Genomic DNA, 18,659 nt, shown 5'->3' with positions numbered 1-18,659 from the left:
CACCCGAGCGCGCCTGCTGCTTTACCGGCTTCGCCAACGCTGTTCTTCAGTATCAAGGGGCGATCACAGGCCCTGGCCATGCACCCATCGATGAGGTCTGAAATGGTGTTCGAACCCCGAAGCAGCCGGTCTTTGCTTCAGCGCAGAAGCAGTGTCAGCAACGCCGTGCAAGCCGGTCTGGATGGCGTAGCGGTGACCGGCATCGCCTGGTACCTGATCTACGACCAGTTCGGCTACATCACGTCCGACTACGTCATCATGCTGTTGCTGCTGATCGGGGCGCTGGCGGTCATTTACGATCACTACGCCATCTATCGCACCAACGTCGGGCTGTCGATCAAGGCGTTCCGGCTGTTCAAGGCGTGGTCAGCGACGTTCTGCTTCCTGGTGGTCATGGCCTTTCTGACCAAGCAGAGCGAAACCTACTCACGGTTGCTGGTGGTGGAACTGTTCGTCATCGGCTACATCGCCCAGCTGTTCCTGCATTTTGCCGTGCGTGAACTGCAAAAACGCTTTACCGCCCACGCTCGCCTGGAGAACGCCCTGATCATCGGCGACGGGGACCTGGCCAATTTTCTCTATCAGAAAATCAGCAGCAACCCCTGGTTCGGGGAACGGGTGGTGGGCTGCGTGTTGACCGCAGAGGCCGCGCCGCATGGCGACGACGTTGAGCAAGGCAAGCAGCGCCTGCCGGTGCTCGGGCATATCGGTGATCTGGACGGCATCGTCGCCCAGCATGGCATTCGCACGGTCTACCTGGTAACGCCCCTTGGAGGCTCGCAAGTCATCAGCGACGTCTATTTCAAATTGCTCGACAAGTGCATCGCGGTCAACTGGGTGCCCGACATTTTCTCCCTGCGCCTGATCAACCACAGCGTGCGCGAAATCGCCGGCATTCCCGTTCTGACCTTGTCCGAAACCCCTTTGACTGGCATGAGCCTGTTCCTGAAGAACCTCGAGGATCGCATCCTGGCGGCACTGATTCTGCTGTGTGCATCGCCCGTGTTACTGGCCGTGGCCCTGGCAATCAAGCTCGACAGCCCAGGCCCGGTGTTCTTCCGGCAGGAACGCACGGGCTGGACCGGGGAGTCGTTTCGGATCTGGAAGTTTCGCAGCATGCATGTTCACCAGCCCGAAGCCGGGCAGATCAAGCAGGCGCAGAAGAACGACCCGCGCTTGACCCGGGTCGGCGCGTTCATCAGGCGCACCAGCCTCGATGAGCTGCCACAGTTGTTCAACGTGCTGACGGGCGAGATGTCACTGGTTGGCCCCAGGCCCCATGCGTTGCAGCATGACACGTTGTACTCCCAGGACATCGTCGACTATTTTGCGCGCCACAACATCAAGCCGGGCATGACCGGCCTTGCCCAGGTGCGAGGCTTCAGGGGTGAAACCAAGGACATCGAGCAGATGATCCAGCGCGTCGATTCGGACATCGAGTACATCAACAACTGGTCCCTGTGGCTGGATTTCGTGATCCTGGTGCGCACCCTCAACGCTTTTACCGGCAAGCAGGCGTATTAGCGACCCTAACCGCTTCCAAGCATCCCCGGTGCTCTGCGCTAGAGGTCTTGCGGTGCGCCAGACAGAGGATGCAATTCACGAAATGCTTGCGCTTCTGCCACCAGCCAGTCGTGTACCGCACGCGCGCCGGGCTGGTTCAACCCGCCGGGTGGGTAGTGCACCACGTAGCGCTTGTGGTTGGGGATGGCGACCCCGAATGGCACGATCAGCGCGCCGCGCTCCAGTTCGTCGTTGAGCAGAGTACGCCGGGCAATGGCCACGCCAAGGCCCGCAATGGCCGCCTCGATGGTCAAGTGGTTGCGGTTGAAGGTGTGGCCACGCCGAACGGGTTGCGCCGACGCGCCGATGCCCTCCAGGTAGAACTCCCATTCGGCATATTCCGAGCTGCCTCGCCACGCCGTGATGTCGTGCAGCAACGGGTAATGCACCAGGTCCGCTGGCCCGTGCAGCGGGGGGCGCCCACGCAGCAGGGCCGGGGAGCAGACCGGGAAGATCTGCTCGGCCAGCAGCGGCGTCGACAGCATGCCCGGGTAGCTGCCGTCATTCAGGTCGATCGCAAGGTCGAAATCCCCAGGCGTCAGTGCCTGTGCGCTGTCCTCGGCCACCAGCCGCAGCTCGATGTCGGGATAGCGCTGCTGGAAACGTGACAGCCGCGGCGTCAGCCATTTGGCCAGAAACGATGGGATCGAGCGCACCCGTACGGTGCCGCGAATTTCACCTGCATCCAGGCGCAGCAGTTCGGCCTCGATGCTGCCATAGGCATCGGCCACCGTCTGTGCCAGGCGCTGGCCTTCGGCACTCAGTTCCACGCCACGGGCGCGGCGCAGGAACAGCCGATAACCCAGCCGTTCCTCCAGCTGGCGCATCTGCTGGCTCACGGCCCCCGGGGTGATATGCAGCTCTTCGGCGCAGCGGGTGAACGACAGGTGGCGGGCAGCACAGGCGAACACGTGCAGCCAGACGAAGGATTGCCCTGTCAGTTGACGTCTCATGGTTTAGTCCTGCTAAAGGCTGGCTTAGGAAGTTTCGTTGGTCATTTGTAGCACAGGCGCGCAGTATCTCGCGAAACAGGCCTGTGCGCCCTAGGTTTCCAAGCGTTGGGTGTTTTGGCAGCAGCAACCGCCCGTCAGGTATTAGCATGGCTATCAGTGTTTTCGACCTTTTCAAGATAGGTATCGGCCCATCCAGTTCGCACACGGTTGGACCGATGCGCGCCGCCGCCACATTTGCCCAAGCGCTGCGCGCGCAGGGCCTGCTCCGAAGCACCCAGCGTGTCGAAGTACGCCTGTACGGCTCGCTCTCGGCCACTGGCGTGGGCCATGCGACCGACCGGGCCTGCCTTCTGGGCCTGATGGGACAGTGGCCGGACCGCATCGATCCTGCCAGCATCGACTCGCGCATCGGCCAGGTACTGCAGGAGCACTGCCTGATGGTCGACGGCAGCCATCCCGTGGCGTTCGACTACGCCCGCGACCTGCTGTTGCTCGATGAAAACCTGCCTTATCACCCCAACGCCATGCGCCTGGAGGCGTTCGACGCGCAGACCAGCCTGCTGCACCAGACCTACTATTCGGTGGGCGGCGGCTTCATTGTCGAGGAGGCCGAGCTGACCGCGCCCGTAGGGCTGGCGCCAACCGTCACGCTGCCCTACGAGTTCGACAGCGCAGCCGAGCTGCTGGCGCTGTGCGGCCAGCATGGCCTGAGCGTGGCCCAGTTGATGATGGCCAACGAATGCGCCTGGCGACCCGAAGCGCAGGTGCGGGACGGGCTGCTGCGCATCTGGGCTGCCATGCGCGAGTGCGTCGACAATGGGCTGCGCAACGAGGGCGTATTGCCAGGCGGCTTGCAGGTCAAGCGCCGGGCGGCCAAGTTGCACCGCAGCTTGCAAGAGCTGGGCAAGCCCAATGTCATCGGTTCTACCTTGAGCGCCATGGAGTGGGTCAACCTGTTCGCCCTGGCTGTCAATGAAGAGAATGCCGCCGGTGGTCGCATGGTCACCGCACCCACCAATGGCGCAGCCGGCATCATCCCGGCCGTGTTGCACTACTTCATGAAATTCAACCCCGGCGCCTGCGATGATGACGTGGTGGATTTCCTCCTGGCGGCTGCGGCGGTGGGCATCCTGTGCAAGAAGAACGCGTCGATTTCCGGCGCCGAGGTGGGCTGCCAGGGCGAGGTGGGCTCGGCGTGCTCGATGGCAGCCGCAGGCCTGGCGCAGCTGCTGGGCGCGACACCGGCGCAACTGGAAAACGCCGCTGAAATCGCCCTGGAGCACAACCTGGGCCTGACCTGTGACCCGGTCGGCGGCCTGGTACAGGTACCTTGCATCGAGCGCAATGCCATCGCCGCGGTCAAGGCGATCAATGCCGTGCAGATGGCGCTGCGCGGTGATGGAGAGCACTTCATTTCCCTGGACCGCGTCATCCGCACCATGCGCGACACCGGGGCGGACATGCACGCCAACTACAAGGAAACCTCTCGCGGCGGCTTGGCCGTTGCGTTCGTCGAGTGTTGAGCACCCTGCGCTTCAGCGCACGGCAGTCGAACCCGTGTTGCTGTGCAGGGCCTGCTTGAATAGGCCCTTGAGTTGTTCGTTGCCCGCGTCGATCAAGTGGTTGTCATCGAAATACAGCGGCCTCCCGTCCTTGGAACCCATGCACCTGCCGTCCGGACACAGGTAGGGCACCGGGTCGACGATACCTGCGTGGCAGCGTTCGGCCGCCGTCTCGATGGCTTCCAGGGCCAGGCGGTTGCGGGCCTGGTACTCGCTGACAGGCGTAACGATGTCGCTGTTCATGCCCAGTAGCCGATGCTGCAGGGTCAGGCCCTTGTACACACTGAACGGCATTTCCGGCACTGGCTTGACGATATACACCGGGCGATTGCGTGCCAGCATGCAGACCGTTTGGGTGTAGGTCTGGATGAACTGCCGTTCGAATGCCGGGCCGCTTTGTTGCTTGTCGCCGTTGAAGTAGACGCTGTAGCCACTGTGCCGACGTTGGTCGGTATACAGCGCTGCGCGGCTGAACAGGAACAGGGGGACGCCGGGGTAGTCCGTAGCCAGTTTGGCGAACTTGTCGGCGTTGAAAGCTTTGCAGTGCTGCTCGACGTCCTTGTCGCCCATTTCGAAGTCGATCAGGGTAGGGCAGCCGGCCCGGGCCCAGCCCATGGCCGCGCCGGGGTTTTCCAGCATCAAGGCCGCAGCGGTTGACTGGGCATGACTGTCGCCCAGCAAAAGGGCCGAGATGTCGCCGGTGCCCAACACGCACTGCGAGGCCCCGTACGCGTTGGTGTCGCAGTGCTGTGCGTACAGCTTGCTTTCGTATTCTGGCTTGCCGTCATCCTGGGTCCAGCGCAGTTGCGGGTTGTGCTTGATCGCCGAGGCCACGGCCCCGGCCGTTGCCACCCACACCAGGCCCATGCCCGCGTAGCGGACAAGGCCCAGTACCGGGCGCTTCAGGGCGCGTGTCCTGCTTTCGATCAACCCATAGGATGCCGCGCCCAGCGCAACCGACAACAGCACCGCACAGGTCACCGCGCGCCAGTCGTGTAGTAGCCCGCAGGTATAGAGCAACACCACCAAAGGCCAGTGCCACAGGTAGATCGAATACGACGTCTTGCCCAGAAATGCCAGCGCCCGGTTGCGTGCGAACAGGCTGTTGGCATTGGCGTGGATCACCAGCACGGTGCCGATCACCGGCACCAGCGCCAGGTAACCCGGCCAAGTAGCATCGTGGGGCAGCAGTGCCAGGGCGCCTGCAATCAGCGCAAGGCCCAGGCCTTCGCACAGTGCCGCAGCCCTGGGCGAAAGCGCGAGCGGATACAAAAACACCAGCCCCCCAGCGAGCATTTCCCAGGCCCGGGTGGGCAGCAGGAAGAACGATGCGACCGGATGGCCTGGGGTGTAGAGCGCCGAGAACATCAGGGAACCAACACCAAGCGCCAACACAAGGCGCTTGAAGGTTGGCAGTGCAAACACCTTGTGCAGGCCCATCATGATCACTGGGTAAATCAGGTAGAACTGCCACTCCACCGATAGCGACCAGGTGTGCAGCAGCCAGTTTTCCTGAAGCGGTGCGTCGAAATAACTGCCGTCACGGGCGAAATAATGGTTGGACGTGAACAGCAGGCTTTGCTTGCTGGTGCGCAGCAATTCCCGGTAGTCGTCCGTTGCCAGGAAAAAATACCCGAACACTGTCAGGGCGATGCACAACCCCAGCAGGGCCGGAATGATTCGTCTGGCCCTGGCCGCGTAGAAGCCGATCAGCGAGAACTGCTGTTTGTGCAGGCCGCTCACGATGATCCGCGTCATCAGGTAGCCCGAAATCACGAAGAACACATCCACGCCGAGAAACCCGGCCGAGAACCCCGGGATCTTGAAGTGGTACAGCACGACCGATACGACAGCCAACGCACGCAAGGCGTTGATGTTCTTGTGGAACAGCATGGGAGGGGTCCTGATCTGGCCTGGGCCTGGTGGCCCGCTTCCTTTTGGCAGGGTCGGCGTGACCGTGCATTTCAAGGGGCGCAGACTACCACATGGCCCTTGGCCTATACCTGAACGTCTTCACCCCAAGGCCTCGCGCAGCCGGTACCACAACATGCCAAGGGCCAGCAGAGGTGAGCGCAACGCTCTGCCGCCGGGGAACGTGAGGTGCGGCACGGCGCTGAACACATCCAGCCCCTTGCTTTGCCCCAGCGCGATGCTTTGGGCGAGCAGCCTGGCCGTCCAGTGTGTGACGTTCAGCCCATGGCCCGAATAACCTTGGGCATAGTAGACGTTGGGGTGATCACGTAGGCGTCCGACCTGCGGGAAGCGGTTGGCAGTGATGCCGATCATGCCGCCCCATTGGTAGTCGATGCGCACTTCGCCCAACTGCGGGAACACCCGCTGTACCTTGGGCCGCATGTACGCGGCGATGTCGCGAGGATCGCGCCCGGAGTAGTGGCAGGCACCGCCGAACAGCAAGCGCCTGTCGGCGGTCAGCCGATAGTAGTCCAGGCCCACTTTTTGATCACACAAGGCCATGTTCTGGGGGATGAGCGACTTCGCGACCGCTTCCTCCAGTGGTTCGGTTGCGACTACGTAGCTGCCCGCCGGCAGCACCTTGCCGCTGAGTCTGGGTTCCAGGCCCTCAAGGTGGGCATTGCAACCGAGTACCAGGCTGGCAGCGCGCACTTTGCCGTGTGCGGTGTGCACCGTTACCGTGGAGCCGTGGTCGATGCGAAGCACGGGGCTCTGTTCAAAGATCTGCACCCCCAGGGACTGCGCCGCTCGAGCTTCGCCCTGCACCAGATCCAGGGGATGTAGGTGCCCTGAGCCCATGTCCACCATGCCGCCTGCGTAGCGGTCGCTGCCGACCACCTCGCGCAGCCGCTCTGCCGGCACCCGGTAGGTGTGCGGCTGGTATCCCAGCGCCGCCAGCTCCTGCTGTTCGGCGCCAAAGGCAGCGAACTGGGCGGGGGTATTGGCCAGCTCGCAGAAGCCCCAGCGCAGGTCGCATTCTATGCCATGGCGGGCGATCCGCTCAGCCACCAGGGTGACCGAGTCGATGCCTGCCTGCTTCAGATACCGCACGCCGTCCTCGCCCACGTACCGGGCGAAGCCGTTGACGTCGTGGCCGATACCACGGATCAGCTGGCCGCCGTTGCGCCCGCTGGCGCCCCAGCCCACGCGCCGGCCTTCGAGCAGCACCACCGACAGGCCGCGCTCGGCGAGTTCCAGCGCAGTGTTGACCCCTGTCAGGCCACCGCCGACGACGCACACATCGGCATCGATGTCGCCCTCCAGGTGCGGGTAGCGGTTGGTATCACGGGCAGTGGCCGCATAGTAGGACGCGGCATGTTCGGCAGGTAAAGTCATGGGGCGTGCTCACTCAGCGATTGGACTTGATCTTGGTCCAGGAGCGCGTCATCAGGCGCATGATCTTCGGACTCTGTGTCGTGGAAATGTACAGCTTGTCCAGCACCTCCTGAGGTGGGTAGACCTCGGGGTTGTTCACCAGCGCCGGGTCCATGAATGCCTTGGCGTCGGGGTTGGCATTGGCATAACCGACCGTTGCGCTGACCTTGGCGATGACCTGTGGGTCGAGCAGGTAGTTGATGAAGGCCAGGGCCTGCTCGGGGTTGTTGGCATCCTTGGGGATGGCCAGCAGGTCGAACCACAGGTTGCTGCCCTCCTTGGGGATGCTGTAGGCGATCTTCACGCCATTTTTGGCGTCCGCCGCGCGGTTGGCCGCCTGGAACACATCGCCCGAATAGCCAAACGCGATGCAGATGTTGCCGTTGGCCAGGTCCGATACGTATTTGGAGGAGTGGAAGTACGTGATATAGGGCCGCAGGGCCAGCAGGCGCGCCTCGGCTTTGGGATAGTCCGCTGCGTTTTCGCTGCGCGGGTCCATGCCCAGGTAGTTGAGCATGGCTGGGAACAATTCGTCGGGAGAATCCATGAAGGCCACGCCGCACTGCTTGAGTTTCTTGAGGTTTTCGGGCTCGAACAGCACCGCCCAGGAGTCCACTCGATCGATACCCAATGCTGCCTTGACCTTGTCCACGTTGTAGCCGATGCCGTTGGTCCCCCACAGGTAGGGCACTGCATAGCGGTTACCGGGATCGTTCTGCTCCAGCAATTTGAGCAATTTGGGGTCCAGGTGCTGCCAGTTGGTCAGCTTGCTGCGATCAAGCGGCAGGAAAGCGCCCGCCTGGGCCTGACGGGCCAGGAAGTGGTTGGACGGGACCACCACGTCATAGCCGGTGCGACCGGCCAGCAGCTTGCCTTCGAGGGTCTCGTTGGAGTCGAACACGTCGTACACCACCTTGATACCGGTGCTGGCCTGGAAGTCCGCCAGCGTCGTGTCACCGATATAGTCGGTCCAGTTGTACACGCTCACCGTCGGCGCCGCCTGGCTGGTGGCCGCGAACAACAGGGTGAATGCAGAAGGGATCAGGGCTTTCAGGTAATGCATGACGACACCTCGTTGGCATTGTTGTGGGTGTGCGGTATGGAAGGGCCGCGCTGCGGCCCCTGCAGGGTCAGACGCTCAGCATCAGGAACTCACGCTCCCATGAGCTGATGACGCGCTTGTAGTTCTCATGCTCGGCGCGCTTGACCGCCACGTAGCCTTGCACGAAGGACTTGCCCAGGTACCGTTGCACGGTCTGGCAATCTTCCATGTGTTGCAGCGCATCCTCGATGGTGATCGGCAGGCGCAGGTTGCGCCGTTCGTAGGCCCGGCCCTGGACCGGGGCGCTGGGGTCGATCTGCTCGACCATGCCCAGGTAGCCGCACAGCAGGCTGGCGGCGATGGCCAGGTAAGGGTTGGCGTCTGCGCCCGGCAAGCGGTTTTCCACGCGCATCGACTCGGGTGTGGAGGTGGGTACGCGCAGGCCTGCGGTGCGGTTTTCCTCGCCCCACTCGACGTTGACCGGGGCGGAGGTGTCCGGCAGGAACCGGCGGAACGAGTTGACGTTGGGGGCGAACATCGGCAGCAACTTGGGTATGTACCGTTGCAGGCCGCCGATGTGGTGCAGGAACAACTGGCTCATGCTCCCGTCATCGTTGGCGAACACCGGCTTGCCCGTGGCCACGTCGAGCACGCTTTGGTGCAGGTGCATGGCGCTACCCGGTTCATCGGTGATGGGCTTGGCCATGAACGTGGCCGCCACGTTGTGCTTGAGGGCCGCTTCGCGCATGGTGCGCTTGAATACGGTGATCTGGTCGGCCAGGTCAAGCGCGTCACCGTGACGGAAATTGATTTCCATCTGCGCCGGGCCGTCTTCGTGGATCAGGGTGTCCAGGTCCAGCCCCTGCAGCTCGCACCAGTCATAGACATCCTCGAACAACGGGTCGAACTCGTTGGCAGCGTCGATGGAGAACGATTGGCGCCCACTCTCGGCACGCCCGGAGCGTCCCAGCGGCACCTGCAATGGCAGATCGGGGTCTTCGCAGCGCTGGGTCAAGTAGAACTCCATCTCCGGGGCCACGATGGGTTGCCAGCCTTTATCGGCATACAGTTGCAGCACTTTCTTGAGAACGTTTCTAGGTGACAGCTCGATCGGGTTGCCCTGTTTGTCGAAGGTGTCATGGATCACGATGGCGGTCGGCTCGATAGCCCAGGGGATTTGATACACCGCGCTGGGGTCAGGCCGGCAGATCATGTCGGTGTCGGCCGCATCGAGCAGGCTGTAGTAGATATCGTCGTCGACGTAGTCGCCGGTGACGGTCTGTAACAGCACGCTCTCGGGCAGGCGCATGCCGCGTTCGTGCAGGAACTTGGCAGTAGGGGCGATCTTGCCGCGGGCGATGCCGGTCAAGTCGCTGATGACGCATTCGACCTCGGTGATGCGGTGCTCTTTCAGCCAGGCGGACAACTGATCGAAGGGGGCGTTCATACGGACCTCTTGAGGTTATCGGTGAGTGCGCGGCATTACAGGTGAACAGCCATTGGCTTCCCAGTCGACGCGCTGGCGACTATCTTGGTCGCAGTCCCGGCTACGATCTATCCACTTTCTACGCTGTCGAATGCACCATTAGAGTGCACAAAGGATGTCGCGTGAATACCGCAGATGCCTTGCAAGTCCAGGCTTACCACACTCACGATGTGACCGAGCAGGTCCGCGTCACACCTGGGTGGCAGCAGCACTATCGGCAGATGTCGCCGGGTCATTTCAGCGGCGAGCTCCGCTGCCTGGGCCTGGACGGGCTGCAGGTGTACGAAGAACGTCTCAACACGCGCGTGGAACAATTCTTTCGGCCTCCGCAGGGCTCGTTGACCTTCTGCTTCGACCGAAGCGAGAACAACCTGTACCTGCTCAATGAGCATACCCGCAACATCTGGATCACCCCCGAGCACTATCAGGAAGTGGCCGTGGTGTTCGAGCAGGCCTTCCTGCTCAGCCATGGGCTGGACCTGGAACGCCTTCAGGGCTTGTTCATGGTGCCGCTGGGCAGCGGGCAAACGGCGTTGTTCGGCAGTTGGCTGAGCGCCACCCTGACCCACTTGGGACAATCCCAGGGCCGTGTGCAGGGGCAAGCCCTGGCCGAGCAGCTGCTGCACGATTGCCTGTTCATTCTGGACACTGCCTGCCAGCGCTTGCAAGGCGTGGCACTGGGGCAACAGGTTGAGGCGCGGGCCATCATGCGCCGTGTCAGTGAATGGGCCGCCGATTGTCCCGAACAGACGCTTAACCTGGTCGAACTGGCGAGCGTTGCGGGCGTTTCGCTACGCCAGTTGCAGCAGGCGTTCAAGGCCTTCACAGGGATGCCCCCTGCGCAGTGGTTGCGGTTAAGACGCCTGAACGGCGCCCGGCGCGATTTGTTGAATGGGGCCGGCGGCACGGTGGCCGAGGTGGCGATGCAATGGTCGTTCTGGCATTTAGGAAGGTTTTCAAACAGTTACAGGCATTTGTTCAAGGAACTTCCCAGTGACACGTTACGGCGTGCCAAGGGTTGAGCAGCCCTCAAGTTGCGGCATGACAACCCCCAGGTGTTTGGTGCCTGCATCAGGGCGATAAAGTTGCTATCGTGCCGCCCTGATAAACGCCTGAGGTGCCGATGTTCTACCTGCCTTTGCCCAGTGACCAGGCCGACAGCCTCGCCGGCGGCACGTGCGCCGATCCACTGGCCGCTGCCGATGTGCTGCAAGCGGCTGCCGTGCTGTTCGTCCAGCACCTGGCCCGTCAACCCAGGCCGCTCACAGCCGACGCCCAGGAGCGGCGCTTCGCCGAGGTGCTGCGCATTGCCCAGCAGGTCGAGCAGGCAGCGCCCGGGCGCTTTCAGGCGCAGGTACAGCAGCAGTTCGACCGCGAAGCGTTCGCCATGGGCCTGGGCATGCTGGGCGAGAATGGCGTCGCGTTGCTATCGCCTGAGGTCGCCCATTCGCCGGATGAATTGCTGGACGATCAGGGGCAGTGGAACTACCAGTTCGCCGACCTGTATCGCCAGCGCGTCACGCCCCTGCATGCCGTGCACCTGCCGTCCCTTGCCAGTGACCTCAAGCTCAGTGACCAGCAGAACCGCCTGTTGCGTGAGTTTCTCAGCGGGGTGGACGAGTCAGTGGCGGTGCAGGGCTTTGCGGGCACCGGCAAGACCTTTCTGATCCATCAGTTCGCCAGGTTGCTCGATCCGCAGCGCACCTTGCTGCTGGCCTTGACCGAAGGGCAACTGCGCGCGCTGCAGGCGCGGGTAAAGGATGCCGCGGCCTACACGGCCATGACGTTCGGGCAACTGGCCGATGTGCTCTTGAACCGCGACCTGACCCGTACCGGCTGGCGACTGCGTGACCCGTATCGCACCCGGCAGTCCTGGCGCCCGCAGGAGTCGCAGATCGTGCGCTGGCTCGGCTTGCCCGACGTCGGACCGCTGTCGGCAGTCGACGTGGTGGGTGTGTGCGTACGCGCGGTGCGCGCCTTTTGCCACACTGGTGACGCCCAGATTGGCTTGCACCACTTGCCGCCGTCCGTGCCCGGTAGCACGCCGCTGGACCAGCAAGTGCTGCTCGAAACGGCGCGCCTTTACTGGCAGGCGCTGATCCGCCCCCCGGCCAGGGAAATTCAGTTGCCGCTGCGTGATTACCACCGGGTGAAATTGCTCGCCCTGACCGGCTATCTGATCGATGCGCGTTATACCCACGTCATCGTGGACGAAGCCCACGAATTGTCAGCGCCCATGCTCGAGGTGCTCGACCGCAGCCCGCAGTCGGTGATTGCGCTGGGTGACGAGTTGCAGAACCTCAATGGCCTGAGCGCCCACCACGGCGGGTTCATTCGTCAACGCTACATCGACCATTCGTTGCGGGTCGGGCCGGCCATGGACAATGTGCTCAACCCGTTGATTCAGGCGCACCCGGCGGCCATCCAGGCCGCGTTCAGCGGCAGTGCCGAGCATTACACGCGCGTCAGTTTCTTCGACGGCGTGACCGTGCCCGAGCAGCCAACGGCCTTGATCGTCGAGGACGAGTGGGGCCTGTTCGGTTGGTTCCAGCGCCTGACGCACCTTGGGGTTGCGTTCGTGATGCTGCACGGGGCACGCAAGGACTTCGAGCTGTTCGTCGAAGACTGCATCGAGCTGTACCGCCACGGCACCCGGCCCCGGCACCCGATGCTGTTCCGGTACGCCAGCTGGCAGGCGCTGGCCGAGCACAAGGGGGACGACAAGGCGTTCATCGCGGTGGCTTCGATGCTGGGCAAGGGGTATACCGCGCAGCACTTTGCCAAGGCCAAGAGCCGCTATCGCTGGGACAAGGCGCCCAAGCTGTTCCTGGGGCGGGTTCGGGATGTGAGAAACATGGAGTTCGCGCGGGTGATGGTGTCGCCAGAGCTGATGGTGCCGCAACAGGTGTCAGGCAATCGCAACGAGCGCGCTCGGTTGCTGGCGGGGTTGTACACGGCGTGTTCCAGGGCTCGACATGAGCTGATCGTGCCGGGTGGGATGCTCGATTGGGTGAAAGATCAGGGGCGGGGGTGATGGAGAGTGAGGGTCAGCCGGGTGGGTAACAATTGCACCTCGGCTGAACGCTGCTCGTTCTTTCAGGCAGGGGCCCCCCTGCCTGAAAGGTGCTGCAGCGCCAGGCCCCCGCATTCAGCTTTGACTCTAGATCGGGGGGCCGCGCAGCGGCTTCGCGCGATGTAACACGCGAAGCTAAAATGCCATGACCACAACCCGGCTCTCATGCCAGACAGCGCCTTAGTTGCGATCCAACCACACGGTCTGCACATTGGTGAACTCCCGCACGCCAAAGTGCGACAGTTCACGCCCGAACCCGCTTTTCTTCACCCCGCCGAAGGCGACACGGGGGTCGGAGGCGCAGTAGCCATTGATGAACACCGCACCGGTCTCCAGCGCCGACGTCATCCGTTCGGCCAAGGCATAGTCGGCCGTGTAGATGGTCGAAGCCAGGCCAAACTCGCTGTCGTTGGCCAACGCCACGGCATGGTCGGCATCCCGCGCGGTCGTGATCGCCGCAACCGGGCCGAACAATTCCTGCCTGAAGGCTGTCATCTGAGGCGTCACATCACCCAGCACGGTGGGTGCATAGACATTGGCCACACCTTCGACTTTGTGGCCACCGAGCAACAAGGTAGCCCCTTCGGCAAGGCTGGCCTGCACCTGGCCATCGAGCTCGTCACGCAAATCGTAGCGGGCCATGGGGCCAATATAGGTCGCATCTTCAAGCGGGTTGCCCACTTTCAAGGCCTGCGTGGCTTCCACGAATTTGCGTGTGAAGGCTTCGGCGATACTCTGTTCGACGATAAAGCGCTTGGCGGCCGCGCACACCTGCCCGGTATTCTGATAACGCCCGATCACTGCCGCCTGCACCGCCGCATCCAGATCGGCATCGGCCAGCACAATGAAAGGGTCCGAACCGCCCAGCTCCAGGACGCACTTCTTCAGCGCAGCACCGGCCTGGGCACCGATCGCCATGCCGGCGCGCACGCTGCCGGTCAAGGTCACCGCCGCAATGCGCGGGTCGTTGATGGCGCGTGTCACACCCTCCGGTGTTACGTTGAGCACCTCAAACACACCCTCTGGTACGCCCGCATCCTTGAACAGCTTATCCAGCAGGTAGGCGCTGCCCATCACGTTGGGGGCATGCTTGAGCACGTACGTATTGCCCGCCAGAATCGCAGGTACCGCGCCGCGCAGCACCTGCCAGATGGGGAAGTTCCAGGGCATCACAGCCAGGATCGGGCCCAACGGGCGGTACTCGATACGGGCTTTTTCAACCTGGGTCGCTTCAGGCGCGAGCATCGCGGGGCCGTGCTCGGCGTACCAGCGGCATAGGCCTACGCACTTGCTGACTTCACCCCGTGCCTGCGTAATCGGCTTGCCGATTTCGCGGCTGATCATCTGAGCAAAGGTCTCTGCCTGCGCCTCCAGGACAGTGGCCAGGGCCAGGAGGTGCTCGCTGCGCTGATCGGCCGACAGCCGGCTCCACTGGCCATAGCCGCACTTGGCCCGCGTTAGCGCCGCCTCGAGCGCGGCATCGGTGTCGAACGGGTAAGCGCCGATCTGTTCGCCGGTGAACGGGTCGAGTGAGATGGCGTGGGTCTGGCTGCTGATCGCATTCATGGCGGAGCACTCTCGCTGTAGTTATGCAGTGGGCTCAGACTAGTGGGCTAGGGCTTTAATGAAAACTGAATAATAATGAGTCACTCATTCACGTTTGGAGAAAGCCGTGGACCTGATACAACTTGAGATGTTCAAGGCAGTCGCCGAGCAAGGCAGCATCAGTGCAGCCGCGCAGCATATCCACCGGGTGCCCTCCAACCTGACCACGCGCATCAAGCAACTGGAAGAGGACCTGGGCGTGGACCTGTTCATACGTGAGAAAAGCCGCCTGCGCTTGTCCCCGGCCGGCTGGAACTTCCTGGAGTACACCCGGCGCATCCTCGACCTGGTTCAGGAAGCGCGTAGCACCGTAGCAGGGGAGGACCCACAGGGCACGTTCGCCCTGGGCTCCCTGGAGAGCACTGCGGCGGTGCGCATCCCGGCCGTACTGGCAGCCTACAACCAGCGCTATCCCAAAGTGGACCTGGACCTGTCCACGGGCCCCTCCGGGACCATGCTCGAGGGCGTTCTGTCGGGTCGGCTGGTGGCCGCGTTCATCGACGGGCCGGTCTTGCACCCTACCTTGGAGGGCATGCCGGTTTTCGAAGAAGAGATGGTCATCATCGCGCCCCTCAACCATGCGCCTGTGAACCGGGCGCAAGACGTCAACGGCGAGAATATCTACGCGTTTCGCGCCAACTGTTCCTACCGGCACCATTTTGAAAACTGGTTCGTCAACGATCAGGCCGTCCCACGCAAGATTCACGAAATGGAGTCCTACCACGGCATGCTGGCGTGCGTCAGTGCCGGTGCGGGCTTGGCCATGATGCCGCGCACCATGCTGGAGAACATGCCAGGGTGCAGCACGGTCAGTGCCTGGCCGATGTCTGAAGACTTCCGTTACCTGAAGACCTGGCTGGTCTGGCGCCGTGGGACGGTCTCGCGCAGCCTTTCGACGTTCGTGAATCTACTTGAAGAAAGCATCTCATCATCCTGATTTGAAAAGATTTGAACGATGCTGAAGGCGTTCGGTCTAGGCATCGGTCGCCGGGCTCGATGCATCAGACTGTCACGCTAGGGCATTGGATATATCAAGCGGTCTAGCACGCTTATCTGCCTAACCCAAGCAGTAAACGGCTAAAAGGATCACGGGAAGTGATAGCAATCTACTTCCAAGTTCCTATACAACTGACCATAATCCGGCAATTATTACATCGTGTGACCGAAACGCGAGATTCGGTTACCAAAAATTTCGAGAGGTTAAACCCTGCGCCGTTCGGTCAGCGTTCAGCAAGCTGACGCAACCAACTGACCCAGGGTCCATGCCTCCAGTTGTCGCACTTACCATCAGGAGATGTCATAGATGAAATCCCGTATCGCTGCTTCGTTGGCTGCCGCCGTGCTGGCCTTCGCCGGGGCGAACCTGGCCCAGGCTGCCCAGGTTACCGGCGCCGTCGGTGTCACCAGCCAAGGCGACATGACCTACCGTGCAGGCTTGTCCTTCGACTGGGACAAGCAGTGGTTCGAGACCAGTGTCGGCCACCTGACCGGCTACTGGGACGCGGGCTACACCTATTGGGAGGGCGGTGACGCCAGCGGTGCCCACTCGCTGTCCTTCAGCCCGGTGTTCACCTATGAATTCAGCGGCTTCACCTACACCCCCTACATCGAAGCAGGCATCGGTATCGCGGCATTTTCCAAGACCCGGGTCGGCGACCAGCGCATGGGCTCGTCCTTCAACTTCGAAGACCGCATCGGCCTGGGCCTGAAGTTGCCGTCGGAGCAGAAGGTCGGCATCCGCGCCATCCATTACTCCAACGCGGGCATCCGCCAGCCTAACGATGGCATCGAGTCGTACTCGCTGTTCTACAGCAAAGGCTTCTGATGACCAGCCCGGCTCGGCGGCTGCCTGGCCGCCGAGCCGGTCGAGTGCCTGTCAGAAGGTGTAGGCCACGCCGGCCTGCACCGTACGAGGCGCGCCCGGATAGGCGTAGGTGTTGAACGAGCCTTCGTCATAGCCCTTATTGAACAGGTTCTTCACGTCCAGGTTCAGGCGTACGTGCTCGTTGACCTTGTAGAAGCTCAGCAGGTCCACCACGCTGTAGCGCTCCATGGTGTAGGTGCTGGTTGCGGTCTGGCCGGCACGGTCATCCACGTACTTCACCCCAACGCCCAACCCGAGCCCCTTGGCCAAACCGTCCTGGAACTCGTAGGTGTTCAGCAGGCTGAAGGTATTGCGTGGGATGTTGGCAAGGCGCGTACCGCTGGGCAGGCTGGTGTCCTTGGTGACTTGGGCATCGACATAGGAATAGCCACCGATGACGCGCCATTCGGGGGTCAGGTTGCCTGCCACGTTGATATCCAGCCCGCGGCTGCGCACCTCACCTGCGGCCACCTTGAAGGTGTTCGTAGGGTCGCTGGGGTCGTTGGCCAGGACGTTTTCCTTGACGATGTGATAGACCGCAGCATCCGCGCTCAGCTGGCCATCGAGCGACGCCCACTTCAACCCCAGCTCATAAGACTTGCCCTTTTCCGGATCGAAGCCGCCACCGCTGGCGGGCGTGCCGGTGTTGGGCTTGAACGAGCGCGCGGTGTTGGCGTACACCGCCAGGGTATCGGTCAGGTCGTAGATCAGGCCAAAGCGCGGCGTCACGCCATTTTCGCCTTTGCTGAAGTCGCGGTTGGTCGGCATCTTGTCGTCGTAGTCATGCTCGAAGCGCTCCAGGCGTACCCCGGCCAGCGCCTTGAGGCGCTCGGTCAGGGCCACTTGGTCCTGAATGAAGAACGCCCAGGTTTGCAGGTTTTCCTTGTCCCAGGTGGTCGTGCGGGTCAGGGCAGGGCGAGGCTGGCCCAGTACCGGGTGATAGATATCGATGGGGTAGGTGCCATCGCGCGCCGAGGAGCGCTGGATGATGGAGTTGTAATCGTAGTTCTCGTATTCGACGCCGGTCAGCAAAGTGTGGCTGAACGCGCCTGTGTCGAAGTGTCCCGTCAGGTTCAGCTGCCAGTCCCGGTCGGTCCACTGCAGCTTGCGCCAGTTGAAGTTGCGCTCCAGGGTGCGACCATCCACCGGGGCCTTGTTGGCTTCCACGGCATTGCCCTGCAGGCTGCCATCGAGGAACTGGAACCCGCCGGCCAGCGTCCAGTCTTCGTTGAGCAGGTGCTCGAAGCGTATCTGGGCCATGTTGTTGTCGTTGTGCAGCAAGTTGTCACTGCCCTTTTCCCAGATGTATGTGTCCCACGAGGCGCTGCGCGGTTGGGTAGGGTAGCGGGTCAGGCCGCGATCAAGGGGGTGGTTGTTGCGCATGAAGTCGCCTTCGAACACCACCTTGGTGCTGTCGTTGACCTGCCAGCTCAGTACTGGGGCCACGTCGTAGCGCTCGCCCTGCACATCGTCACGGAAACTGTCGCCGCCTTCGCCCAGCACATTGAGCCGGTAGGCCACAGAGCCGTCCTCGTTTAGCGGCCCGGTGGCATCGAGGGTGGCGCGGTGCATGCCTTGGTCGTCGAACTGACTGCCCAGTGTCACGCTCGGGTCCGACAGGGGTTGCTTGCTGACCACGTTGAAGGTGCCACCCGGATCGCCACGGCCATACAGGCTGCTGGCCGGGCCACGGATGACTTCCAGGCGCTCGACCGTATTGGCGTCTGGCGCATTGGGGTACCCCCGGTTGATCGGGAACCCGTTGCGGTAGAACTCGCCGGTGGTGAAGCCGCGCACCGTGAAAGTGGTAAGGCCTTGGCCGCCGAAGTTGTTGGCGCGGCCGACGCCGCCGGCATAATCGAGCCCGTCCTGCAGACGGGTGGCGCCGGTATCCTGGAGGACATCCTTGGGTACCACGCTGACGGACTGAGGCGTCTCGTGGAGTGCCGTGTCAGTGCGCGTGGCACTGGCCGAGCGGCTGGCCTTGTACCCCTGGACCGGGCCGTCGGCCCGTTCGGCATCGGCACTGCCGGTGATGCTCAAGGCTTGAAGTTCGATTTGCGCGGCGTCGGGCGGGGAGGCCGGATCGGCAAACGCCAGGGGGGAAACGGCATGAAGTACACAAAGCGAGACGAACGTGCGACGCATCGACAGTACGATCCT

General features: G+C 62.6%; 13 protein-coding genes. 6 read left to right on the top strand and 7 right to left on the bottom strand.

Annotation, left to right across the window (positions count from 1 at the left end; translation table 11 throughout):
* Nucleotides 1–102: 102 nt before the first annotated feature.
* Nucleotides 103–1,524 carry an undecaprenyl-phosphate glucose phosphotransferase gene (locus tag B2S33_RS08430; protein WP_027916334.1) on the top strand — a complete coding sequence of 474 codons (1,422 nt, stop codon included), beginning with the start codon at nt 103–105 and terminating at the stop codon, nt 1,522–1,524.
* 38 nt (nt 1,525–1,562) lie between these two features.
* On the opposite strand, the gene B2S33_RS08425 is transcribed toward B2S33_RS08430, so the two are convergent.
* Nucleotides 1,563–2,516 carry a LysR substrate-binding domain-containing protein gene (locus B2S33_RS08425; RefSeq protein WP_027916333.1) on the bottom strand — a complete coding sequence of 318 codons (954 nt, stop codon included), beginning with the start codon at nt 2,514–2,516 and terminating at the stop codon, nt 1,563–1,565.
* 146 nt (nt 2,517–2,662) lie between these two features.
* Between B2S33_RS08425 and B2S33_RS08420 the strand changes: the two genes are divergently transcribed.
* Entirely contained in the window at nt 2,663–4,039 is a 1,377-nt protein-coding gene (locus tag B2S33_RS08420) for an L-serine ammonia-lyase (protein ID WP_128610505.1), read from the top strand.
* A 12-nt stretch (nt 4,040–4,051) separates the two neighbouring features.
* Here the strand turns inward: B2S33_RS08420 and B2S33_RS08415 are convergent, their stop codons facing one another.
* The 4 genes from B2S33_RS08415 to B2S33_RS08400 form a co-directional block, all read right to left on the bottom strand.
* Complete coding sequence (locus B2S33_RS08415; protein ID WP_288650152.1) at nt 4,052–5,971, bottom strand: acyltransferase family protein; 1,920 nt, start codon at nt 5,969–5,971, stop codon at nt 4,052–4,054.
* Between the two features lie 120 nt (nt 5,972–6,091).
* Nucleotides 6,092–7,387, bottom strand: a complete 1,296-nt coding sequence (locus B2S33_RS08410; protein WP_028687794.1) for an NAD(P)/FAD-dependent oxidoreductase — start codon at nt 7,385–7,387, stop codon at nt 6,092–6,094.
* Nucleotides 7,388–7,400: 13 nt separating this feature from the next.
* Nucleotides 7,401–8,489 carry a polyamine ABC transporter substrate-binding protein gene (locus tag B2S33_RS08405; RefSeq protein ID WP_027916329.1) on the bottom strand — a complete coding sequence of 363 codons (1,089 nt, stop codon included), beginning with the start codon at nt 8,487–8,489 and terminating at the stop codon, nt 7,401–7,403.
* A 67-nt stretch (nt 8,490–8,556) separates the two neighbouring features.
* Nucleotides 8,557–9,915: a glutamine synthetase family protein gene (locus tag B2S33_RS08400; protein WP_288650151.1), complete on the bottom strand. Its 1,359-nt coding sequence runs from the start codon at nt 9,913–9,915 to the stop codon at nt 8,557–8,559.
* A gap of 161 nt (nt 9,916–10,076) precedes the next feature.
* On the opposite strand from B2S33_RS08400, the gene B2S33_RS08395 reads away from it, so the two are divergent.
* The gene (locus B2S33_RS08395) at nt 10,077–10,976 is read left to right on the top strand and encodes a helix-turn-helix domain-containing protein (protein WP_059184030.1); all 900 of its coding nucleotides are present in this window, start codon (nt 10,077–10,079) and stop codon (nt 10,974–10,976) included.
* A 101-nt stretch (nt 10,977–11,077) separates the two neighbouring features.
* Nucleotides 11,078–12,988 carry an AAA family ATPase gene (locus tag B2S33_RS08390; RefSeq protein ID WP_288650150.1) on the top strand — a complete coding sequence of 637 codons (1,911 nt, stop codon included), beginning with the start codon at nt 11,078–11,080 and terminating at the stop codon, nt 12,986–12,988.
* Nucleotides 12,989–13,207: 219 nt separating this feature from the next.
* On the opposite strand, the gene B2S33_RS08385 is transcribed toward B2S33_RS08390, so the two are convergent.
* Complete coding sequence (locus B2S33_RS08385) at nt 13,208–14,593, bottom strand: aldehyde dehydrogenase family protein (RefSeq protein ID WP_110606534.1); 1,386 nt, start codon at nt 14,591–14,593, stop codon at nt 13,208–13,210.
* A gap of 106 nt (nt 14,594–14,699) precedes the next feature.
* Between B2S33_RS08385 and ptrR the strand changes: the two genes are divergently transcribed.
* Both ptrR and B2S33_RS08375 read left to right on the top strand, forming a co-directional pair.
* The gene (gene ptrR, locus B2S33_RS08380) at nt 14,700–15,569 is read left to right on the top strand and encodes a putrescine utilization regulator PtrR (protein WP_023535440.1); all 870 of its coding nucleotides are present in this window, start codon (nt 14,700–14,702) and stop codon (nt 15,567–15,569) included.
* A gap of 366 nt (nt 15,570–15,935) precedes the next feature.
* Complete coding sequence (locus B2S33_RS08375; RefSeq protein WP_027916324.1) at nt 15,936–16,457, top strand: acyloxyacyl hydrolase; 522 nt, start codon at nt 15,936–15,938, stop codon at nt 16,455–16,457.
* A gap of 51 nt (nt 16,458–16,508) precedes the next feature.
* Here B2S33_RS08375 and B2S33_RS08370 read toward each other — a convergent pair whose 3' ends face one another.
* Nucleotides 16,509–18,644 carry a TonB-dependent siderophore receptor gene (locus B2S33_RS08370; protein WP_288650149.1) on the bottom strand — a complete coding sequence of 712 codons (2,136 nt, stop codon included), beginning with the start codon at nt 18,642–18,644 and terminating at the stop codon, nt 16,509–16,511.
* Between the last annotated feature and the right edge of the window lie 15 nt (nt 18,645–18,659).

Source organism: Pseudomonas sp. UBA5568 (genome assembly GCF_002425525.1).
GTDB lineage: Bacteria > Pseudomonadota > Gammaproteobacteria > Pseudomonadales > Pseudomonadaceae > Aquipseudomonas > Aquipseudomonas fulva.
The sequence above is the reverse complement of the archived record's forward strand: the minus strand, read 5'-3'. Positions and strand labels throughout refer to the sequence as shown.